Consider the following 23,178-nt stretch of genomic DNA (forward strand, 5'->3'; position numbering starts at 1 on the left):
TAACAAAAGTTGCAGCTCCTTGTTTGAATGATTGTTTTTAACATAGCTGTGTTTTTGATGCCTTCATTTTTATACTTATTTGTAAGCGGTTCTCAAACAATTTCGTTCTTTTTCTTAGACTTTTTGATTATAATTAGATTCATATGAATTGGAGGTCACTTAATGATGAATTTTAAGCAATTATTATTGCATGTCAATGCGCGCCCTTTTATCGACCAAGCTCGATTTGGTATAGAACGGGAAGGACAGCGGGTTGATCTTGCAGGAAATCTAGCAAAAACCGATCATCCAGCAATCTTTGGCGATCGATCCTATCACCCCTATATCCAAACAGATTTTAGCGAAACACAAACAGAAATGATCACCCCTGTTACCGATTCTATTCCCGAATTATTTCAGTATCTGGCTGCTGTTTATGATGTGACTGCTCGTTCTATACCGAAAGAAGAGATGATCTGGCCATTAAGTATGCCACCTGCCTTACCGGAAAAAGACGAAGAAATCATTATTGCAAAATTAAAAAATTTCGAAGATGTTTTGTATCGACGTTACTTAGCAAAAGAATACGGGAAGCGAAAACAAATGGTGAGCGGTATCCATTTCAATTTTGAATTTGGCGATGAGTTGCTAAGAACATTGTTCAGCCATCAGGAAGAATTTCAAGATTTTTCCGAATTCAAAACAGAACTTTATTTGAAAACAGCGAGAAACTTTATGCGCTATCGCTGGATGATCACTTATTTATTCGGTGCTTCACCGATGAGTGAGAAGAACTATTTTATAAATGAATCACACCCACAAGAACCTGTTCGCAGTATTCGCAACAGTGCGCTGGGCTATACGAATCATCCAAATGTGAAAGTTTCCTATGCTTCTATGAAACAGTATTTAGCAGATATCGAGCGAATGATCGAAGAAGGAAAACTTTCGGAGGAGAAAGAATTTTATACACCGCTTCGTTTCCGAGGCGGAAAGAAAGTCGCAGATTTAGCAACAACAGGCGTTCGTTATATTGAATTGCGGAATATCGATCTGAATCCTTATGCAAGGCTGGGAATCAATCCAGAACAAGTTCGTTTCTTACAATTATTCCTGATGTATATGCTATGGACAGAAGAAAAAGAAGACAGTGACCAATGGGTGGCAGAAGGTACGACTCGAAATAACAAAGTAGCACTAGAACAACCATCACATCAGACTGAATTTCATCAAGAAGGTAGAGAAATTCTTGAAGGGATGAAGCAAATGTTGGCTGAATTGGATTGGTTGGATTCTCTTTATTTAGTGGAGGAAGCATTGACTCAAATGGATCATCCCGAACAAACGTTAGCAGCGAAACTCTATCAAGAAGCACAGCTATCGAGTCAGCAAGAAGTTGCTGTGGCATTGGGGCATCAATATTATAAAGAAAGTCATGAACGTCCCTATCAGTTGGCCGGTTTTCGCGAAATGGAACTTTCTACTCAGATATTTATGTTCGATGCCATCCAAAAAGGCGTCCAAGTCAAAGTATTAGATGAGTCGGATCAATTTTTGCGTCTGCAATTCCAAGACCATGTAGAATATGTGAAAAATGCAAACATGACAAGTAAGGACAGCTATATCGTTCCACTTATCATGGAAAACAAAACAGTAACGAAAAAAGTTTTAAAAGAAGCTGGGTTCCGAGTACCAGGAGGCGCAGAATTTTCATCCATGGAAGAAGCCGTAAAAGCTTATCCAAGATTTGCCGATCAGGCATTTGTGATCAAACCTAAGTCCACAAATTACGGATTAGGTATCACGATTTTCAAGGAAGGGGCTGATCTGGAGGATTATCAAGCAGGATTGGCGATTGCTTTTCGTGAAGACAGCTCGGTTTTAGTAGAAGAATTTATGCCGGGAACGGAATATCGTTTCTTTGTAATCGGTGGAGAAGTCCAAGCCATCATGTTGCGAGTCCCTGCTAATGTTATTGGTGACGGTATCCGAACAGTGAAAGAACTTGTTGAAGAAAAAAATAGTGACCCTTTGCGTGGAACGAATCATCGTGCACCGTTGGAATTGATCCAATTAGGCGAATTAGAACAATTGATGTTGAAAGAACAAGGGTTAACGATCGAATCAGTTCCCCAAGCCAATCAAATTGTTTATCTAAGGGAGAACTCAAATATCAGTACGGGCGGTGATTCGATCGATATGACTGATGAATTTTCTGAAGCTTACAAAAAAATCGCCGTTTCTGCGGTAGAAGCACTAGGAGCTAAAATCAGTGGTATTGATTTGATCATACCAGATAAAGAAATCGATCCTACAACCGATAAAAAAGCATACGGGATCATCGAAGCAAATTTCAATCCAGCGATGCATATGCATGTTTATCCTTTTGCAGGAAAAGGCAGAAGATTGACGATGAATGTATTGAAATTGTTATATCCTGAAATATTTTAAACGAAAAAGCTTTTGACAGATTGTCCTATTTGATGTCGATCTGTTCAAAAGCTTTTTTGCATGTAAAAATTTATGTGTTTTTTCGTTTTAAAATAAACGATCCCAGAAGCTTTTTTTCTTTTTTGGTTTTTCTTTTTCAGATGGCGAAGAGTTTTCTTCTGGGTATTTTTTTTCGATATCGATCACAGGTTCATTTACTGCTTCTTTTGCTGTTAAGAGCAATCCGAATTCCTCAGGATTTGCAGTGACGTAATCGTTGACTACAGTAAATCGGCTATTGTTTTTCGTTGCTAGCTGGATATATTGGTTTTGGACAGAAAGGGGTAGAGCCCCATTCAAGAGTATGGAAGCATCTGGATGTTTTTTGAGTTCTTTTAAAAAGTTTTCTTTGTTTTTCGGGTGGATCATTTCAGCAACAGTCATACTAAGATAGCAACGTTCCCTGAATGTCCCTAAATATTTATGCTGTTCTTCAGGGTTCACTAAAGGTGTACCATAAAGTCCCTTATCCAAATGGCTTTTTACATCATCTTGTGCCATAAAAAATACCCTCCTTCTTCTCTTTGTCTTTCTTACGATTATAGCATATTCCCAATAATACCTAAAACATATGAAAAAGCGGTTGCTTTTGTTCAACGATTCACTTAAAATAAGAATGAAAATCATTCTCAATTAGAAAGGTGGATTGGATGCGCTACGGACGACTAGTAGCATTATTAGTTATTTTAAGTAGTATTTCATTGTTCATTGGAGTATCAAATGTACAATTGTCAGAATTGCTCCAGTTAAATGGGCAAAGTTTACAAATTTTGCTAGCGACTCGTTTGCCGCGAACGATTTGTTTGATCCTTGTGGGAGCGACTAGTAGTATTTGTGGGTTGATTATGCAACATTTGACCCAAAATAAATTTGTTTCACCAACGACTGCGGGCACGATGGATAGTGCGCGTTTAGGTATTTTAGTGGCCATGATTTTCCTACCTGGTGCATCCTTGATCGTCCGATCCTTGACTGCATTTTGCTTTGCTTTTGCAGGAACATTGCTTTTTTTATCCCTTACGCGATTGTTCCCCCAGAAAAATCAATTGATGCTTCCGTTGATTGGGGTCATGTTAGGGAATATCATTGGTTCAGTTGCTACTTTTTTTGCTTATCAATTCCAGTTGGTACAAAATATGACTTCGTGGCTTCAAGGGAATTTTGCGACTGTGATACGAGGAAATTATGAGTTACTGTATGCTGTTGTTCCATTGCTGCTCTTGGTTTGGCTATTTGCTTACCAATTTACGATTATTGGTCTGGGCGAATCGTTTGCAGTAAATTTGGGAATAGATTACCAGAAGATGCAGTTTTTAGGCATTGGCTTGGTTTCATTGGCTAGTGCAGTCATGTTGATCATGGTGGGAAGCATTCCTTTTATCGGAGTGATTATTCCGAATCTTGTCTCTAGAATATATGGAGATCAAGTGCACAAAACCATTGGCGTAACTGCTTTAGCAGGTAGTTTGTTCTTAGTATTTTGCGATCTTGTCGCTCGTGTGTTGATTTTTCCTTATGAAATACCAGTCAGTGTGATCGTTGGAATCATCGGTGGGGCTATCTTCCTTTGTCTTCTGATAAGGGGGCGACGATATGCTTAAAAAAAAGCCGTCTATTTTTATTGGTATGCTTGTTTTTGTTCTATTTGTTACAGGAGTGTACTTGATGATCCATACATATGGAAACTGGCATTTTGCGTGGGTATTGAGGAGCAAGAAAATTTTTGCATTTATCCTTGTCTCGCTAGCTGTCAGCAGTGCTACGATCAGCTTTCAGACAATTACGCATAACCAGTTTTTGACTCCTTCCGTATTGGGACTTGAGTCGTTATACGTCCTTGTCCAAACGGTCCTTTTCTTCTTTATCGGAGGAGTGACGATGCTTCAGCAGACAGGTACAGTTTTTTTCTTATTGAACGTTGGGCTGATGGTCGGGTTGAGTCTGTTGTTATTTTTCTTTCTTTTGAAAAAAATGAAAGCAAATCTTTTTTTGTTACTGATGTCAGGGATGATTTTAGGCACGCTTTTTGGTAGTGTCAGTACCTTTTTACAAGTCATCATGGATCCAAATGAATATGATTTGCTTCAAGGGAGATTATTTGCAAGTTTTGGCAATATCCAAAGCCAGTATCTTTTGCCTGCTTCTTTGATCATTATCGGCTGCTGGTTCCTGTTATTTCGATATCGACATGTGCTAGACGTTTTCCATCTTGGGAATGAACAAGCTGTAAATCTTGGGATAGACACAGATCGATTTGAATTTTTTATTTTGTGTTGTGTCAGTCTTTTGACAGGAACAGCAACGGCTCTTGTAGGTCCAGTTACTTTTTTAGGGTTTATTGTCGCAAATGTCAGTTACCGTATATTTTCTACTTATCGTCATGGTCTGCTATTTATCGGAAGCTTTCTAATAGCTATGCTGTTTCTGACAGGCGGACAGCTCGCAGTAGAGCAGATTTTCGGCTGGAATACAACAGTGAGTGTCGTTGTTGAATTTGTCGGAGGAATTTATTTTGTCACAAAATTGATTCGCGAAAGGAAGAGTATCCTATGATCGATTTACAAAAGGTCAATAAACTGTACCATGGAAAATCAGTGGTCAAAGATGTACAGTTAACGATTCCTGAAAAGAAGTTGACTGCTTTTATCGGTCCAAATGGTGCTGGAAAGTCAACAGTGTTGTCGATGATCAGTCGTTTGATACCAAAAGATACAGGTGAAATCTATTTAGACCATAACGAAGTAAAGGCTTGGAAATCCAATGAATTAGCCAAAAAATTGTCGATCCTGCGACAATCGAATGAAATAAATGTCCAAATCACCGTGAAAGAATTAGTAGAATTTGGACGATTTCCTTATACGAAAGGAAAATTGACGACAAAAGATCAGAAAATCGTTCAGGAATCACTGGAACACCTCGGGCTAGAAGAAATAGCAGATCAATCGATTGACACTCTTTCAGGAGGTCAACTCCAACGTGCGTATATTGCAATGGTGCTAGCGCAAGACACGGATTATATTTTACTGGATGAACCTTTGAACAATCTAGATATGAATTTTGCGGTTCAAATCATGCAGATTTTAAAAAATTTAGTACAAAAAATCGGAAAAACGATTGTTATTGTTCTTCATGATATCAACTTTGCTGCAAGTTATGCAGACGAAATTATTGCAATGAAAGATGGGAAGTTATTCACGCAAGGAACGACCCAAGAAATGATAAAAAAAGATGTATTGGATGAATTGTACGAAATGGACATACGGATTTGTGAGATTGAAGGCCGCAGATTCTGTCTTTATTTCTAAAACTAACATTAGGAGAGAAGAGATGAAAAAATTAGTAGGTATCTTGATTCTAGCATCATTTGGTTTAGCAGCATGTGGAAATAGTAACAATACCAGTCAGGCAGACACAAAGAAAAGCAGTACGCAAGCTGAAACGGCATTAACGATAAAAGACAGTAATGGTGATCAAATCGAGGTGCCAAAGAATCCTGAAAAAGTCGTCGTATTCGATAATGGTTCTTTAGATACGATGGATGCTCTTGGTGTTGGAGATAAGGTAGTTGGAGCAGCTACGAGCAGCCTTCCTGAGTATCTTTCCTCCTATAAAAAAGTGGAATCAGCAGGTGGGATCAAAGAACCAGACTTAGAAAAAATCAATCAACTTCAGCCAGATCTGATCATCATTTCTGGTCGGCAAAGAGATTTTCAAAAAGATCTAAGTCAAATCGCTCCGACCATTTTCCTTTCTTTAGATGCGAAAAAGCCATGGGAATCTTTCCAGCAAAATGTCACTACTTTAGGGGAGATCTTTGGCAAGCAAGAAGAAGCCAAAACTCAATTAGAGGAATTATCCAATGCAATCGATCAGACGAAAAAGAAAGCAGAAGCGTCTGACAAAAAAGCACTAGTCACACTTGTGAATGAAGGGCAATTATCAGCCTATGGATCAGGTTCTAGATTTGGTTTCATCCATGATTTATTTGGCTTTGAACAAGCAGATGATCAAATCGAAGCATCCACTCACGGTCAAAGTGTTTCTTATGAATATGTGCTAGAAAAAAATCCGGATATCTTATTTGTGGTAGACCGAACAAAAGCTATCGGTGGAGACGATAGCAAAGATGATATTTCTGCCAATGAACTGGTAGCACAAACGAATGCTGGTAAAAATCAGCAGATCATCTCCCTTGAACCAGATGTCTGGTATTTAAGCGGGGGCGGTTTAGAATCAATGAAACTGATGATTGAAGATGTGGATCAAGCATTTAAGTAGAATCAATAATAATCGAAAAAATTGAACCGACCTCTAAAAGTTAGATTTTCCAGCTAATTTTTAGAGGTCGATTTTTATGTGTTTGGGCAATCTTTTTTCTTTAATACTAAGGTCAGAGCGCTGATTTCATAACCTCTATTCACGCATGTGTCTCAGCAAGCGGTTGATAGTTGATGATCTGCATTTTTCGATAAAAATCGGCGGGAAGCTTACTCCAACGTTTTAATAATTGATAGAAATAACTTTCTTCTGCTTTGATCTTATACTCGCTTAATATCAATCCAAAACTATTCGTTTGTTTTGCAGCTAATTTTTTATAGATATCCAATGCTTTTGTTTTATCTTCATTGACAAAAAGTGTTTTTACTTCAATATAAGAACCCTCGATGTTTTGTGTTTCTTCGATAAAATAGATACTTTTTATATATTCTTTCATAGTGATTCCTCCAAAGAAGTCTTTTTATTTGATAAGTTTACTTTACCGAAGAGTTGTTAATAATCCGTGAACAAAAAGTTATTCTTTTTCCAATAGTTATTAAGGGATGTTTATTTTTTAGAATATATTTTGTTATTTAAGGAATGGATAAGGTTGGACAAATAACAGGTTGCTTTTTGGGGCCTGCTTCGCTATAGTAGAGAAAAAATAACGAAAGAAGCGGATTTAGATGGGAGAAGAAATTAAAACAGACCTTGTACTGGCAGAAAATCAATGGATAGAAACAGAACGACTTATTTTACGACCCGTCACTTTAGCAGATACAGAGGATGTATATGAATATGCAAGTGATGAGGTAACGACACGGTTCCTCTTTCCCGCAAACCAATCATTAGCTGAAACAAGAGCAAATATTGCTACATCCTTTATAAAGGACCCTTTAGGAAAATATGGTATAGAACTAAAAAAATCAGGTAAACTGATCGGAACGACAGATATCCGTGTGAATGACCATAATGGGACTGCCGAAATTGGTTATGCGCTAAATTCTGCCTATTGGGGTAATGGCTATATGCCTGAAGCTACCGCTGCTTTGCTGAAACTAGGTTTCGAACAATTAGATCTTGTAAGGATCTTTGCTACCCATGACGTGAGAAATTCCAATTCGGGACGGGTAATGGAGAAGTTACATATGAAAAAAGAAGGATTGATCTCAGATGCTGAGCGAAGAAATGGTGAAGTGGTTTCTTTAGTGATAAGAGGAATCACAAGGTCCGAATGGTTGGCTCTCCAACAAACAGAAAACAGCTAAAACCAGACAAATTAGTTGCATCTGATGAATAAAGTGATTATTCTATGACGTGAGGTGATACAGATGAAATTAGAAGTGACAAAAGAAGCACAAGAAGTATTGAAAAATAAATTAGAAGCAGATGATCAACTGTTATTAGATATCGAAAACGGCGACGGTCCATTTGCAGAAAGCCAAGTCAGTTGCCAATTAGACACGGCATTTCGATTGATCATTGTCAAAAAAGATACACAAACAGATCTAAGTCTTTATTCTGTAGTGGCTGATACACCAGTTGGACCAATCAAAATCAAAGACAGTGCAATACTTTACATGGATGATCCATCAACACTTGCTTTAGAACCAACTTATAATAGTTTACAATTAAAAGGACCCAGCGGCTTGAGAAAAGGCAACTTGCAAGTTGTTCGAAAAGACTAGAGGGATAAAATGGGAAAATTGGCGATCATCAGCGACTTACATGTGGACATCAATAAATTCGGCGAATCAGAGCTGAGGCAGCTTTGGCAAGTTTTGCAAAAGCACAAGATCACTCGGCTTCATCTAGCCGGAGATACGGCCAATAAAGTAGATCGTTGCCTAGCTGTTGTCGAATTTTTCGTCAATAAAGGATTATCTACGACCTTTCATTTCGGCAATCACGAGTTGGCAGATGTGCCCAATGAACAGATGATGGACCATTTTCCAGACCCACATTTTTTAAATGAACGGTATATTGCTTTAAATGAGCAGACCGTTCTTTTAGGGATGAATGGCTGGTACGACTATCAGTTTTCTGAATTGAAAGATTACGATGCAATCGTACGAATGAAACGTTTGTATTGGTATGATCGGTTTATCCAGCGTGGGAAAACAGATCTCGAGGTCAATGCAGAAATGCTTGCAGCTGCAAAAAATTTGCTAGACCAGTTGGAAGCAAAAAAACTTGAGGTCATTCTATCCACTCATTTCGTTCCTAAACGAGCATTTATCGTGTATCAATCTGCTCCTTATGAGCGTTGGAACAAATTAAATGCGTTTTTAGGATCAGAATCATTCGGAAAATTACTAGACCATTACTCAAATATCAAACAAGTAGTTTTTGGTCATACGCATCGGCGGTTCGAAGATCAGTTGATCCATGGAGCAATTTATAGTTGTCGACCATTCGGTTATTATTATGAATGGCAACTGACTCGTGATTTTGTTTTGAAAGAACAGTTGTTAGACAGCTATGATCCTATGAAATTACGTGTACTCTTGCGTGCCCATCACCCAGCTTTTCATGCCTATCAAACACAACATTTGCAAGAAGAATTTGAACAAGCGATGACGATCATTTCGTATTGAAAGAAACAGTTACACCTGTGTATGATTGATCGATAAACCATTCTAGAAAAACAAAAAAACTTGGTACACGAATGTTGTACCAAGTTTTTTTGTTTTTCTATATCTATGGCATCATGAGAGAAAGCAATAGTGGAAAACTCATTCTATTCAAGATAAATCAAGTCGTACCTTAGAAGATAATATAGGGATCTTCTTTCCAAATATTTCTTGATCTTCCGCAGTAATCATTGAGTCAGTGATTAGGTAGTCAGCGTCTTTTAAAGAATAAAAACTGTAAAAATCTTTTTTATTTATTTTGTGGTGATCAGCAACAATAAATCTCTGTTCAGCAATATTCAACGCACATTTTTGAGTTAATCCTTCGTCTTCATTTGAAGTATAGATAGCAGATGTATCTAATCCATTTACTCCGATAAAGCTTTTCATCACATGGATTCCTGAAATAAAATCATTTGCAATCGTCCCCACAAATGCACCAGTTTTACTCCGATAAGAACCGCCAATCAAAATCAATTCAAATCTTGAATCATGTTTGAATTTGTCGAATACATGTATGGAATTCGTGATAATCTTGGCATGGTTCACGGTTAAAAACTCATAGACCAGTTCGATGGTTGTACCTGCACCCAAAAAAACAGTCTCGTCTTCGAATATATTCTCAGCAATGATCTTTGCAATCTCCAATTTTTCATTGAGATGGATATGTTGTTTTTCTCGATGGCTTAGCTCAGTAAGTATATCGTTCTTATTGTCTTCAATAATTCTTGCACCTCCATGTACACGAATGATCAGTCCTTTATCTTCTAATTCTTGAAAGTCTCTGCGAACAGTCATGTCAGTTATTTTAAGTTCATTGACGATGTCTCTTACTTTTAAGAATTTATATTGGCTCAATAAATCCATCAAATACTTTTGACGTTCTTCTTTTATCATTTTTTTCTTGCCCCTCGTTCAAGTCCTTCTTTTATGTCCGAATTAAACATATTATATTTTGAAAATAAAGTCAATTTTAAACAGTAAATCTGCTATTGACAGGAATGGATTCTTCTTTTATGATATGTTTGGAAGAAACAAAAACAAACAAAAATAAACAAAAAGGAGAAGTCGATGAATAAAGAAGAAGCAGCAATGATTGGATTTGAAGTAGTTGCATTTGCAGGAGAAGCACGATCCAAATTAATGGAAGCGCTTGAAGAAGCGGAAAAGAAAAATTTTGAGCAAGCAGAGCGGCTAGTAGAAGAAGCTCATACCAGTTTGATGCAGGCACATAAATCTCAAACACAAATGTTAGCAGCTGAAGCAAACGGTGAATCAGTCGAAATCGGTTTTATCATGGTCCATGCACAAGATCACTTGATGACGACGATGTTGTTGAAAGATACGATCAGACATTTATTCAATATCTACAAAAAAGCGTAAGGGGGCAGAAGCAGTATGAAACAGCTGATACAAACAATCGAAAAGATGAAACCTCATTTTGAAAAGATTTCGAATAATCCTTACTTGAGAGCGATTAGAGATGGCTTTATCAGCCTTATACCAGTGATTCTTTTTTCAAGTTTCTTTTTGTTAGCTGCTTATGTTCCAAATGCTTTCGGTTTCCATTGGGATACATCAATCGAAACGATTCTAATGAAGGCTTACAACGGATCAATGGGTATTCTAGGTTTGCTTATGGCAGCTACTGTGACAAAAAGTTTGACGGAGACTTTTAATAATAAACTACCTAAAACCAATCAAATCAATCCTACTTCAACGATGATCGCAGCATTTATTGGATTTGTGATTATTGGCGTGGATGCGATTGAAGGCGGTTTCTCTTCTGATTTTATGGGAACAAAAGGATTGTTGACAGCTTTTGTAGTCGGATTTATTGTCCCAAACGTCTATCGTTTCTGTGTCAAAAACAATATCACTGTAAAAATGCCTGAAGAAGTTCCAGGGAATATTTCGCAGACATTCAAAGATCTTATCCCAATCACGTTAGCAACTGTCTTTTTTTGGTTATTCGACTTAGGGTTCAGGCATTTAGCAGGAACAGGATTCTCAGAAAAGATTATTGAATTGTTCCAGCCAATTTTTAGTGCTGCAGATGGATATTTAGGACTGGCATTGATTTTTGGGGCAATGGCTTTTTTCTGGTTTGTCGGTATCCACGGACCTTCTATCGTAGAACCTGCAGTTGCGGCAATCTATATTACAAATGTTGAAGCGAATCTTCAGCTCTATCAAAGTGGTGAACATGCACCACGGATTCTTTCTCAAGGGATCCAATATTTTGTCGCTACTTTAGGTGGTACAGGGGCTACGCTTATCCTAACATTCATGTTTGCTTTTTTGGCAAAGTCGAAGCAAATGAAAACGATTGGTCGTGCTTCTGCTATCCCTGTGTTATTTGGTGTGAATGAACCGATCCTATTTGGTGCACCAGTTGTTTTGAACCCGATTTTCTTTATTCCTTTTGTGACTGCGCCAATCTTAAATGTGTGGATTTTTAAGTTTTTCGTTGATACTTTAGGGATGGATGGATTTATTTATAATTTGCCATGGACAACGCCTGGACCAATTGGTTTGATTTTAGGAACAGGATTTGCTGGATTAGCAGTTTTATTAGTCATACTATTACTGATCGTTGATTTTTTAATATATTTTCCATTTTTCAAAGCATATGACAATGAATTAGTGGCAAAAGAAACCCTTGAGGAAGTAAAGGCTGAACCGATTTTTACAGAAGAACCTCCTATAGCTGAACAAGTGACTACAGGGTTAATGGAAGAAGGTGGTCAAAAAAATGTATTGGTTCTATGTGCAAATGGTGCAACAAGTTCTATGTTGGCTAATGCAATCAAAAAAGGTGCTAAAGCTCGAGCTATCGATATTGAATCTACAGCAATGGCTTATGGGCAACACAAAGATTTAATCAATGAATTTGATTTGATCGTTTTAGCTCCACAAATGGCTTCAATGTTTAAAGAATTGGAAGAAGATGTAAAAAATTACAAAACAAAAGCTGTTTCTACTAGTGGAGCGGAGTATGTGGCTTTAGCGAAAGCGCCGAATCAAGCAGTAGATTTTGTTTTTAAGAATTTAATTTAAGGAGGTAAAGAATGAATAAGTTTCCGGAACATTTTGTTTTTGGTGCTGCGACAGCTGCTTTTCAAGCAGAAGGTGCACTATTAGAAGGAAATCGAGGGAAGAATTATTGGGATGATTATTTAAAAGAGCAAGGTATGTTTGATCCAAGTCTAGCAAGTGATTTTTATCATAAATACCCAGAAGATCTAGAATTATGCCGTACATTCGGTATCAATGGTCTTCGTATTTCTATTGCTTGGTCACGGATATTTCCTTCAGGTGTCGGAAAATTTGATCCATCCGGTGTCCAGTTTTATCACAAATTGATTGATGAATGTATAGCTAATGGAGTGGAACCCTTTGTTACCTTGCATCACTTTGACACCCCTTTATCTTTGTTCGAAAAGGGCGATTGGCTTTCTCAAAAAACGATTATTGCTTATGTTGATTTTGCGGAGTTTTGTTTCAAAGAATATGGGAACAAAGTAAATTATTGGATCACGTTCAATGAGCCTTGGTCTGTAGTAGCTGGTCAATACATTATTGGTCATTTTCCACCGAATATAAAATACGATCTTCCAAAAGCAATCCAAGCTATGCATAACATGATGGTTGCTCATGCAAAAGTAGTTGAAAAGTATAAAAAGGCGGAGTACCTAGGAGAAATCGGTATTGTCCACATCTTGGAATCAAAATATGGTATCACTAATCATCTTGAAGATACACGTTCTGCAAGAAAAGAACATATTTTAGCAAATCAATTTTTATTAGATGCTACTTATAGGGGACATTACGCTGAAGATACTTTGGAGAACATTGAAGAAATTCTTCGCGAAAATAAAGGAGTGTTGAAGACTACACGTGAAGAATTTGAGATGTTAGCTTATGCAGCTGATCAAATTGATTTTATTGGAGTCAATTATTATGCTAGCCATTTCGTAAAAGCTTATATTGGTGAATCTACTATCCATCACAACGGTACGGGAGAAAAAGGAAGTAGTCGTTTTGCATTGAAAGGGGTTGGAGAAAGAGTCAATAACCCTGAAGTTCCAACAACAGACTGGGATTGGCCAATTTATCCGCAAGGGCTAGAGGATATGTTGGTCTTTATCAAGGAACGGTATCCAAACTATAAAAAAATCTATGTAACAGAAAATGGAATGGGCGAAAAAGATGTGTTATGTGACAAGCAAGTGCAAGATGATTCTCGAATCGCTTATATTTTCGTACATTTGAAAGCCATTTTAAAAGCTATTGAGCGCGGGGTAAATGTAGAAGGTTACTTTGTATGGTCATTGATGGACGTGTTTTCATGGACAAATGGCTATAAGAAACGCTATGGTTTATTTTATGTCGATTTTAAAAATCAAAATCGATATGCGAAAAAAAGTGCCTATTGGTATAAGAAAATCAGCAACAGCAAATTGCTTGAATAAGGAAGAGAGGTAAGAAGATGCGTATAGTAATCGGTTCGGATAAAGATGGAATGCAACTGAAAGAAGTGATCAAGAAAGATCTAATCGAAAAAGGATTTATGATAGCAGATAAAAGTGAGACACCTTCTGAAGATTTTGTAGCATCTGCTTTAGCCGTCGCGAATGATCTAATGAATAATGAAGGAAGTTTAGGTATTACAGTAGACGGTTACGGAGTAGGAAGCTTCATCTCAGCAACAAAAGTCAAAGGGATGATTGCAGCAGTAGTTTCAGACGAACGTAGCGCTTATATGACTAGAGAGCACAATAATTCTCGCATGATTGCTCTTGGGTCGAAGATCGTAGGAGAAGAGTTAGCGTTATCAATCGTAAAGGAATTTTTACAAGCAACTTACGCAGGTGGTAGACATCAAGTTCGTGTAGATATGTTGAATAAAATGGCATAAAAAAGGAGAAAGTATGAAAATCGCAATTGGTTGTGACCACATCGTCACAGATACTAAAATGGCTCTATCAGATTTTTTGAAAGCAAAAGGACATGAAGTATTAGACATAGGAACCTATGATTTCACACGGACTCATTATCCTATTTATGGAAAAAAAGTAGGAGAAGCAGTAGTGATGGGAAAAGCAGATCTAGGGGTCTGTTTATGTGGGACCGGGGTAGGAATCAATAATGCAGTAAACAAAGTTCCAGGTATTCGGAGCGCATTAGTGCGTGATATGACAACAGCTATCTATGCAAAAGAACAATTGGATGCAAATGTGATCGGGTTTGGCGCTCGGATTACTGGAGAATTTTTGATTTGTGATATTCTTGATGCTTTCATTCAGGCAAAATATCAAGAAACGGATGAGAACCAGCAACTGATTGCTAAAATCAAACAAATCGAAAAAGCTAATGAGTATCAAATTGATCCGAATTTTTTTGATGAATTTATCGAAAAATGGAATCGCGATGAATACCAAGATTGTGAGGCTAATCAATGATTCTAACGATTACGATGAATCCTTCAATCGATGTTTCTTATCCATTAACAGAATTTAGTTTAGATGCAGTCAATCGTGTGAAAAATGTGAAAAAAACAGTCGGTGGGAAAGGATTGAATGTCACACGCATTTTGAAACAATTAGATGCAGAAGTGATGGCGAGTGGATTAATTGGTGGGGTTTTAGGGGAAGAAATCAAAGAGAGGTTAACACAAGATAATATCCTTCATGAATTTTTGTCCATCAAAAGCGAAACACGAAATTGCATCGCTATTTTACATGAAGGTCAGCAGACGGAAATCTTAGAAAGTGGACCAATTGTTTCTACACAAGAGGCTTCTGACTTTCTCAATCATTTAGGAAAATTGGCAGTAAAAGCTGATGTTATTTGTTTTTCTGGTAGTTTGCCTCAAGGACTTCCGATAGATTTTTACCAGCAAATGATACAAGTCTGCAGACCCAAGCCGGTCATGTTAGATTGTTCTGGCGAAGCATTGATGACAGTACTTAAAGGAGAGTCTAAACCGTATTTGATTAAGCCAAACATACAAGAACTAGCGGAGTTATTAGATCAGCCTATCACTACAGATGTGAAGCAACTGAAAGTAGCTTTATCGGATCCGTTATTTGCTGGTATTGACTGGGTTGTAGTCTCGATGGGTAGAAAAGGTGCATTTGCTAAACATTCGAATCGATTCTATCATGTGATGATTCCTTCAATCAAAGCCGTAAACCCTGTAGGTTCTGGTGATGCAATGTTAGCTGGTTTAGCGGTTGCTATTGAAAAAGAAAAATCAGTTGATGTGGTGCTGAAGCAAGGAAATGCTCTGGGAATACTAAATGCACAAGAAGAAACCACGGGTTATATTGAGTTAGTAAATTATCATACATTAATTAAGCAGATACAAATAAAAGAAGTCTAGGAGGATATCAATTTGAATGAAGAAAAACGACGATTTATCAATCGCTTATGTAGTAGCGAGGGGATAATTGGTGCTTTAGCAATCGACCAACGTGGTGCATTGAAGAAAATGATTGCTCAATTCAAGGGAAGTGAAGCAGAAGACACAGAGATTGTAGAATTTAAGAAAATCGTTGCCTCTGAATTAACGGAATATGCATCATCTATTTTATTAGATCCAGACTACGGGCTACCTGCTGCTGATGTAAAGAACGAAAATTCAGGATTATTGTTAGCTTATGAGAAAACCGGCTATGATACCTCCACTCCTGGACGCCTCCCAGATTTGTTAGCTTCTTGGTCAGTCAAGCGCTTGAAAGAAGCTGGTGCGGATGCATGTAAAACCCTGCTATATTATGATATTGATGAATCTGAAGAAATCAATCATCAAAAGCACGCCTTTATTGAACGAATTGGTTTGGAGTGCCAAGCAGAGAAGTTACCATTCTTTCTAGAATTGCTGTCTTATGATGCAACCATTCCTGATTCAACATCGAAAAAATATGCACGCGAAAAACCCCATAAAGTGATTGAAATGATGAAAGAATTCTCTAAAACACGTTACGGGGTGGATGCACTAAAAGTAGAAGTGCCAGTCAATATGAAATATGTCGAAGGGTATGGGATAGATGAAGCTATTTATACAAAATCAGAAGCAGCAGCTTTTTTCAAAGAACAAGCTGAATCTACTCCTCTGCCTTACGTTTTTTTGAGTGCTGGTGTAACCTCTGGATTGTTCCAAGAAACCTTACATTTTGCAAAACATGCCGGTTCTACTTTCAACGGTGTTCTTTGTGGTCGTGCCACTTGGGCTGATGGAATCAAACATTATGTCCTTGATGGAAAAGAGGCAGCAATTGAATGGATGAATACACAAGGACGAGCAAATATCGAAAGCTTAAATACCGTATTGAAGGAAACCGCGACACCTATTGATTTTAATAGGTTCTAATATTTTTTCTGTTATTACTACGGGAGCGATGGAATATCATCAACGACAAAGAAAATCCCTGTTAATTATAAGGATAAGTAAGAGCAGTAGATCCATTTATTGTGGATATGCTGCTTTTTTGCTGTGAAGAATAGTCAGCGAATGTTTATTTGATCGATCGATTCATAACATAGGGAGTACTAGATGCAAGCGTTTATTCTTTTTTTATCTGATACTGTCAAAAAATAATATAATATGTATTTTTTATTTACTTATAATAACTATTGATTGCAGTCTTGACAGTCAAGTCATATTTGATGGATGGGGGTGTGAGATGTACAAATGATTTTAAAGACTATGACAGCTACAGTTCTAATTTTAATTGCATCAAGCGGCAATAGAAAAATAAGAATCAAAACGGACTGATAATCATCTAACAACTAATCGACATATATGAGCAGATACGGAACGATATTCTTCTCTCTCATAAGTTCCGTAAAGCAAACATGTGCTATGGATCGATTGTATATTTATTAAAAAAGAAAGAGGAATGGCAATGATGAAAAAAGAAACTATATTAGTGGCAACGATGTTATTCAGTATGGCAGTAAGTACGACTTTCGTCTCTGCAGCTGAAGTATACCCAAAGGAATATAACACAGACGGAACAATCACATTTGAAGCAGGAGATGAGGGAATAACTCCTCCAGTTGATCCGGAAGATCCTGATCCCAACGTCCCTGTCGATCCAGTAGACCCTCCAAGTCCTGGAACAGGAGGAGCATTATCGATTGACTATGGATCAAAATTCAAATTTGGGACTCAAAAAATTTCTACTGCAGATAAAACGTATTATGCATCTGCTGATGAAATGACTGATGGTTCTAAAAAACCGACATATGTCCAAGTGACAGATAAAAGAGGAACACTATCTGGGTGGAAATTAAGTGTAGCCCAACCAGAACAATTTAAAACTGCCAGTGGGGACGAACTAGTTGGAGCACAGCTGAAGTTTACGAAAGGGCAAGCTGTTTCTTTGGTTGATCCAACATATACACCTGAAACGGTCAATTCTGAATTAACGCTGACACCAGGAGGAAATAATACGTTAGCAATCAATGCTAAATCAGGAACAGGTGTGGGGACTTGGGTCTATCGATTTGGTGCGAATGAAAATGAAAATAAAGATGCGGTACAGCTTTCGGTACCTGGTACATCTGTCAAGTTAGCGCAACAATATTCTACTAAATTAATTTGGACATTAGAAGATACACCCAATAACTAGTTTACTTACAAGAACAGTTGAAAATAAGCATGCAGTCAAACGGTTTTGTGAAGACAATCTAAACAAAGGTTGGTAAAGGCCAAGCTATATTAGTTTGGACAGGAACAGTTCATCTGGGAATTCAACAATCAGGAGGAAAAGATATAGTGAAAAAGAGAAGGATCGTGCTCATTTTAAGCAGTCTATTAGCGACTAATATCTTTCCGATTATAGGGTATTCTTTGGAATCGAATCAGTTGGTCAGTGATAATAGAAGAGTCGAAGAAAGCAAAGAGACTTCGACACTCGATCGTTTAACAGAATCCAGCCAGATCCAAGAAAGCAGTGAGAATTCAAGTACTACTGACAGTAAAGAGACCACTGACAAAGAAGAATCTGAAGAGTTAATCAAACAGCCATTGGAGAATGCCCCGACTTATCGAGTGGGGCTGCCTGATGATCCCAATATTATTTCTATTGATAAGATTTTTCAACAACCTATCGGTACCAGCACGTCCATATTGGAAAACGGGAAGCTATTGCAACTGAATCCAGCAGAGAGGTCTCAAAGAGGAGCTATTTGGTCAAACAATAAAATCGATTTACGCTCAGATTTTACATTTAAATGTTATTTATATTTAGGAAATCAACGAGATAAAGCAGGAGATGGTATGACTTTTACATTGACTGGTGATTCTAGAATGGCTAATGATCCCAGTCAAGTTATCGGTTCCCCAGGTATGGGAATTGGTTCTTATTCGACTCGATCAGGACAGCCTTATGTCGCAAATGCACTCTCGATTGAGTTCGACACATATAAAAATAGTGGTTCTTCTGATCGAATGGATCGTGAAATAACTGCCGATAATAAGGGACATGGGCATGTCGCCTTTGTCACTCCTAAACCAAATAACAACAATTATTCCGGAGAGCATACTGGCGTAACAGTAGCACCTACCTTTCTCTCTGATGGTACATGGCGTACATTAATCATTCAATGGGACGCGTCTCAAAGAAGTCTCACCTATGATCTGGAAGGTGTCGGACGCTCTTCTCACATTGTACCTGATCTCATCAGTCAATTCGGTTCTACACAAGTAAATTGGGGATTTACTTCTTCAACAGGTACATTTTTTCAAGAAAACGCTATTGCTATGACGCAACTTCCATCTAATGTGTCATCAACAGCTGATGTAAAAGTCAATGATAGTGATTATGGGGCCATCGCTGAAGTTGAAAGAAACGATAAGATAACTATCAGAAATACATTGAAAGTTACTGGGAATTTTCTTGAAGATAAGAAATTGGAGACTAGTATAGACCTAGCACAAGAATTAAATATTCCTGAGCGTATCTTGATCAACGGAAATCAAGTTGATACCAAAGATATCCTGATAACAGGAAACCGAGTCACACTCAATCTAGGAGATTATTTTGTTCTTGGAGATACATTGATTATTGAGTTGGAAACAGATTTGCGAGAAGCCATTCCCGAAAAGGTACTCACTATGCACTTTGAATATCTTGAGGATGCAAAGTTAATTGAGCAGTCAAATGATATAAATCTGACGATTGCGAAGCTGAAGGAAATAGATGTCCATGTTTACTATAAAGAGAAAGAGAGTCAAAATGATCTCGCAGAAATGAAAACAATCACTGGAAAAATCGGAGAGAATTATAAAGAATTTCCTATTGATATTGAGGGATATGTTTTTGACTCTGATTCAGCGAATACAGAAGGTGTCTTTTCCGAAAATACAGCGGATATCTATTTTTATTACAGAAAAGGAAAGCTTTATCTTTCAGCGGCTCCTCAGTATGTTGATTTTGGGCAACACAAAATATCTAATAAACCATTAAGTGTATTTGGGCAGTTCTCAGGTGGATTGAAAATCATGGATGAACGGGCTTCTGGAGGTTGGACATTACAACTGAAACAAGAAAAAGTTCTTACAAATGGAACGTTTGAACTCCCGGAAGCTCTTTCGTTTGTTACTTCTGAAGAGACAACGGTTATAGGGTCATCTGCTGTTACGATTTTTGAAAGTGACCAAAAAGGCGAAAGTGATTTGTCTGCTATTTTAGATTCTACATCTCAACATGGAATCAGAATAGATATTCCTGTAGAAAATCAAAGGATTGGAACATTTGAGGGGAAACTATCCTGGATTCTTGCAGATGTTCCAGAAAATTAATAAAAAGAGAAGATGAGGACAAAAGCATGGTGCACCAAGGACAACAGGAACCATAAATACTTATTTCCTGCACAGCTTAAAATGGCAGAGACACGCTTTTGTTCCCATCTTTTCTTACATATGATGAAAGGAGCGATTTACTTGAAACCAAAACAGCAATTATTTGTAACACTCCTAGTTATTATAGGGACACTTTTTAACCATTTACCAGTGACAGCTAGTGCATTCAATTTTTCGGTGACGCCAATAACTTCGGAGAATCAAATCGATAAAAGAAAAACTTATTTCGATCTCCAACTTGTTCCAGATCAGGAAGTAGAATTAAAAGCAGAATTGAGAAATGATACGGAAAAAGAAGTGAAAATCGACATTTCTGTGAATAGCGCAACGACTAATTCAAACGTGATGGTTGAATATGGAAAAAATGAGATTGAAAAAGACGAAAGTCTAATCTTTGATCTGATCGACTATGTGAGTTATCCAGAGACAGTGACACTGGAACCTAAAAGCGTTCAAACCGTGGTTTTTCATGCTAAGATGCCAAAAGATCGATTCGATGGTGTATTGGCCGGTGGGATCACATTCAAAGAAATTGTGACGGAAAAGGATCAAACAGAAAACAAGGATCAAAGCTTATCGATTGAGAATGAATACGCCTATACTGTTGCCTTGTTAATGCGACAGACACTGAATGAAGTTGCTCCTAACTTAGTTCTCCATGAAGTTAAACCTGATCAAATCAATGCAAGAAATGTCATTTTAGCAAACGTTCAAAATGATCAAAAAACCTATATCAATCAGGTAGTTATTGAAACAAAAATTACAAAAAAAGGGCATTCTGAAGTTTTATATCAGGAGGAAAAAGAAGGATTGCAGATTGCGCCGAATACAAACTTTTCTTTTCCAACAGCTTTGAATGGTCAGCCACTAACTCCAGGCGAATATCATCTCACAATGACCATTCTAGGAAATGAAAATGAAAACGGAAAATTCTCAAGAAAAAAAGAAAATACCATCATCAACTATACCGACCAATGGATATTTGAAAAAGCGTTTATGATAGACGAGAAAGAAGCCAAGGAATTGAATACGAAGGATGTGACGATTAAAAAGGCCAATAATTGGATCTACATCTTAGAAGCGCTGATTTTCTTGTTGTTCGTTTTAATACTTATCCTTTGGTTTATTTTGAGAAAGAAAGAAGAGAAAGAAAAGTAAGATCAAAATAATAAATATTTTCCTTATTGCGTGATATTTACGTTCTTTTTCGATAGTATAAAACGCTTTTGTATTAGCGTAGATGCCTATAAGTAAATGATATAATCATTATAATAGGTCTAACAGCAAGAATGGTCAATAAACGGATCCTCCAGTTTGTGTAGCGTACAGTTGGGACGATGTAGGAAATACGAATAAGAAGGGATAGTAGCAGTGAAGGAATGGAAACAGCAATATACGTAGAAAGAGCTGATCGCTAATGAATTATGAGTTTTTTTTAAGCAAGGAAGATTATAGAAGTTATTCATTACTTAAATATTTAGAAGCAAGCTCAAATTTATCAGAATCAATCTCGGATATTCAAGAGAAACTATCGTTATCGACATTTCTCTTGAAAAAAACTATCGATAAGCTAAAACATGATTTACAAATGTTCGATTTAGAGAAAAACTTTCGTCTAACTGTTAGTGAATTGGTGATATGTTTGGAAATCAATGGTAAAAGTTCTAGTAATGCCCTATTATCTCGCTATATAACAGATTCTTTATCCATGAAAATGGTATTGGCTTTCTTTCAGGAAAAATATATCTCAATAGAAAATTTTGCTGAACAGCATCATGTGAGTTATTCTGTGGCTTATAAAGTATTGCAAGGGCTGAAAAGAAATCTAAAAAAGTATCAAATTTTTTTTGAGAAGAGAAAGTTGACAGGAAATCCTAAAAACATCCGCCTTTTTTTATATAATCTTTTTAACTCAACAGAAATAAGTGTTGAAAAGTTGTATGCGCTACCTATAATTATAAAAACAGAAAAAATGGTAAAAAATTTAAATCGGTATTATCCTCTTTCCGCTTATGAAAAAAAGAAATTATTCCACTTTTTAGCAATCAATCTATTGTCTGAACAAGAAGATTCTTTAGATATTGCCAACAATCAGCCGCTGTTTTTCTCAGATATAGGATTTTTCTATCTAAAAGGAGTACTGGAGACAGAATCAGTTGTTTTTATCTGTAAGACACTCTCGTGGCTTTATCTCCATGATAAGTTAGATCAAAAGTATTTGAGGAAAAAAGAAGATGAAACAATCGAATGGTTGAATGAGCGGTTCATTGAAAGTTTTGAAAAACGGTTCAAACGGTTACCGAAAGAAACGAGAAAATCGATCCAAAATGAGTTAACCAAAATACATTTTAAACTTTTGCATTATACCCTTAATAAATCGGATGAATTTCCACTAGATATTTCTTTTTTTAATCAAAACTATCCTACATTTTATTGCTATCTGTTAGAGTATATGAATGATCTAATGTCAAAACACAAAGAGTTGCTTCAAGATAAATTTTTTCTTTTTTTCAGTTATTTATTGTTATTGATCAATCACATACCCGTTCAACTGGTTTCTGAGCCAGTAAAAATCATTATCGATTTTTCTTATGGTGCTGCCTATAATCGATTTATCAAGAAAAATTTAAGTTTGTATATTAATCTGAATACGGAAGTGATAGAGGCTGGAAAGTCTGATTTTCCGGATGTTATAATCACGAATAGAAACAATTTATATGAAGAAAGTGTGTCCCAAGTAGTGGTTTGGCTTGATCCGCCAAGAGCAGTAGACTGGGGGAACCTTACAAAGATTTTGTTGACTATCCAAGAAGAGAAATACAAAGACAGCAAAATTGACAAGCAAATAGACGATTTTCCTGAAGAAATCATCGACAGGATCGAATAGTGAATTTCTTTTAGAAAGTCCGTCTGCTTTTTCTAAAAATAAAAAAACTTGGTACG

General features: G+C 37.0%; 22 protein-coding genes. 19 read left to right on the forward strand and 3 right to left on the reverse strand.

The window, feature by feature from the left end:
* The first annotated feature begins 162 nt into the window (after positions 1–162).
* Positions 163–2,430 (forward strand): bifunctional glutamate--cysteine ligase GshA/glutathione synthetase GshB, encoded by a 2,268-nt coding sequence (gene gshAB / locus IGK53_RS00530; protein ID WP_002329753.1) that lies wholly within the window; start codon positions 163–165, stop codon positions 2,428–2,430.
* Positions 2,431–2,517: 87 nt separating this feature from the next.
* Here gshAB and IGK53_RS00535 read toward each other — a convergent pair whose 3' ends face one another.
* Entirely contained in the window at positions 2,518–2,970 is a 453-nt protein-coding gene (locus IGK53_RS00535) for a YueI family protein (protein WP_002316567.1), read from the reverse strand.
* Between the two features lie 149 nt (positions 2,971–3,119).
* On the opposite strand from IGK53_RS00535, the gene IGK53_RS00540 reads away from it, so the two are divergent.
* From IGK53_RS00540 to IGK53_RS00555, 4 genes are read left to right on the forward strand one after another with little or no spacing between them, the layout of a single operon-like run.
* On the forward strand, positions 3,120–4,070 hold the full coding sequence (locus IGK53_RS00540) for an ABC transporter permease (protein WP_002309823.1): 951 nt from the start codon (positions 3,120–3,122) through the stop codon (positions 4,068–4,070).
* Positions 4,063–5,022 (forward strand): iron chelate uptake ABC transporter family permease subunit, encoded by a 960-nt coding sequence (locus IGK53_RS00545; RefSeq protein ID WP_002329752.1) that lies wholly within the window; start codon positions 4,063–4,065, stop codon positions 5,020–5,022. The genes IGK53_RS00540 and IGK53_RS00545 overlap by 8 nt, the downstream gene beginning before the upstream one ends.
* Positions 5,019–5,774, forward strand: coding sequence for an ABC transporter ATP-binding protein (locus IGK53_RS00550; RefSeq protein ID WP_002312363.1), 756 nt, complete (start codon positions 5,019–5,021; stop codon positions 5,772–5,774). Before IGK53_RS00545 ends, IGK53_RS00550 begins: the two co-directional genes overlap by 4 nt.
* Positions 5,775–5,796: 22 nt before the next feature.
* Positions 5,797–6,747, forward strand: a complete 951-nt coding sequence (locus tag IGK53_RS00555) for a siderophore ABC transporter substrate-binding protein (RefSeq protein WP_002329751.1) — start codon at positions 5,797–5,799, stop codon at positions 6,745–6,747.
* 139 nt (positions 6,748–6,886) lie between these two features.
* Here the strand turns inward: IGK53_RS00555 and IGK53_RS00560 are convergent, their stop codons facing one another.
* Positions 6,887–7,183 (reverse strand): hypothetical protein, encoded by a 297-nt coding sequence (locus tag IGK53_RS00560; protein ID WP_002290488.1) that lies wholly within the window; start codon positions 7,181–7,183, stop codon positions 6,887–6,889.
* Positions 7,184–7,412: 229 nt separating this feature from the next.
* Here IGK53_RS00560 and IGK53_RS00565 point away from each other — a divergent pair, with 229 nt between their 5' ends.
* From IGK53_RS00565 to IGK53_RS00575, 3 genes are all read left to right on the forward strand, one after another.
* A complete protein-coding gene (locus tag IGK53_RS00565) occupies positions 7,413–7,994 on the forward strand; it encodes a GNAT family N-acetyltransferase (RefSeq protein ID WP_002312367.1) in 582 nt (193 codons plus the stop codon).
* Positions 7,995–8,057: 63 nt separating this feature from the next.
* Positions 8,058–8,414: an iron-sulfur cluster biosynthesis family protein gene (locus tag IGK53_RS00570; protein ID WP_002287910.1), complete on the forward strand. Its 357-nt coding sequence runs from the start codon at positions 8,058–8,060 to the stop codon at positions 8,412–8,414.
* A 9-nt stretch (positions 8,415–8,423) separates the two neighbouring features.
* The gene (locus IGK53_RS00575) at positions 8,424–9,323 is read left to right on the forward strand and encodes a metallophosphoesterase (RefSeq protein WP_002313946.1); all 900 of its coding nucleotides are present in this window, start codon (positions 8,424–8,426) and stop codon (positions 9,321–9,323) included.
* 147 nt (positions 9,324–9,470) lie between these two features.
* Here the strand turns inward: IGK53_RS00575 and IGK53_RS00580 are convergent, their stop codons facing one another.
* Positions 9,471–10,256, reverse strand: coding sequence for a DeoR/GlpR family DNA-binding transcription regulator (locus IGK53_RS00580; protein ID WP_002329750.1), 786 nt, complete (start codon positions 10,254–10,256; stop codon positions 9,471–9,473).
* Between the two features lie 174 nt (positions 10,257–10,430).
* Here IGK53_RS00580 and IGK53_RS00585 point away from each other — a divergent pair, with 174 nt between their 5' ends.
* The 11 genes from IGK53_RS00585 (at position 10,431) to IGK53_RS00635 (ending at position 23,122) form a co-directional block, all read left to right on the forward strand.
* Entirely contained in the window at positions 10,431–10,742 is a 312-nt protein-coding gene (locus tag IGK53_RS00585; RefSeq protein ID WP_002309816.1) for a PTS lactose/cellobiose transporter subunit IIA, read from the forward strand.
* 15 nt (positions 10,743–10,757) lie between these two features.
* Positions 10,758–12,419 carry a lactose-specific PTS transporter subunit EIIC gene (locus tag IGK53_RS00590; protein WP_002329749.1) on the forward strand — a complete coding sequence of 554 codons (1,662 nt, stop codon included), beginning with the start codon at positions 10,758–10,760 and terminating at the stop codon, positions 12,417–12,419.
* 11 nt (positions 12,420–12,430) lie between these two features.
* Complete coding sequence (lacG, locus tag IGK53_RS00595; protein ID WP_002312373.1) at positions 12,431–13,834, forward strand: 6-phospho-beta-galactosidase; 1,404 nt, start codon at positions 12,431–12,433, stop codon at positions 13,832–13,834.
* A gap of 17 nt (positions 13,835–13,851) precedes the next feature.
* Positions 13,852–14,280 (forward strand): galactose-6-phosphate isomerase subunit LacA, encoded by a 429-nt coding sequence (lacA, locus tag IGK53_RS00600; RefSeq protein WP_002312375.1) that lies wholly within the window; start codon positions 13,852–13,854, stop codon positions 14,278–14,280.
* A 13-nt stretch (positions 14,281–14,293) separates the two neighbouring features.
* Positions 14,294–14,824: a galactose-6-phosphate isomerase subunit LacB gene (gene lacB / locus IGK53_RS00605; protein ID WP_002329748.1), complete on the forward strand. Its 531-nt coding sequence runs from the start codon at positions 14,294–14,296 to the stop codon at positions 14,822–14,824.
* Entirely contained in the window at positions 14,821–15,747 is a 927-nt protein-coding gene (gene lacC, locus IGK53_RS00610; protein ID WP_002309811.1) for a tagatose-6-phosphate kinase, read from the forward strand. The genes lacB and lacC overlap by 4 nt, the downstream gene beginning before the upstream one ends.
* Before the next feature lie 12 nt (positions 15,748–15,759).
* Positions 15,760–16,737 (forward strand): tagatose-bisphosphate aldolase, encoded by a 978-nt coding sequence (gene lacD, locus IGK53_RS00615; RefSeq protein ID WP_002309810.1) that lies wholly within the window; start codon positions 15,760–15,762, stop codon positions 16,735–16,737.
* A gap of 535 nt (positions 16,738–17,272) precedes the next feature.
* Entirely contained in the window at positions 17,273–18,001 is a 729-nt protein-coding gene (locus tag IGK53_RS00620; RefSeq protein ID WP_002320687.1) for a WxL domain-containing protein, read from the forward strand.
* A 146-nt stretch (positions 18,002–18,147) separates the two neighbouring features.
* Positions 18,148–20,175 carry a lectin-like domain-containing protein gene (locus tag IGK53_RS00625; protein WP_002329746.1) on the forward strand — a complete coding sequence of 676 codons (2,028 nt, stop codon included), beginning with the start codon at positions 18,148–18,150 and terminating at the stop codon, positions 20,173–20,175.
* A 120-nt stretch (positions 20,176–20,295) separates the two neighbouring features.
* Positions 20,296–21,393 carry a DUF916 and DUF3324 domain-containing protein gene (locus tag IGK53_RS00630; protein ID WP_029680886.1) on the forward strand — a complete coding sequence of 366 codons (1,098 nt, stop codon included), beginning with the start codon at positions 20,296–20,298 and terminating at the stop codon, positions 21,391–21,393.
* Positions 21,394–21,823: 430 nt separating this feature from the next.
* Complete coding sequence (locus tag IGK53_RS00635) at positions 21,824–23,122, forward strand: helix-turn-helix domain-containing protein (protein ID WP_136653320.1); 1,299 nt, start codon at positions 21,824–21,826, stop codon at positions 23,120–23,122.
* Positions 23,123–23,178: the final 56 nt, after the last annotated feature.

It is taken from the genome of Enterococcus sp. DIV1224, from assembly GCF_050555455.1.
GTDB lineage: Bacteria > Bacillota > Bacilli > Lactobacillales > Enterococcaceae > Enterococcus_B > Enterococcus_B lactis.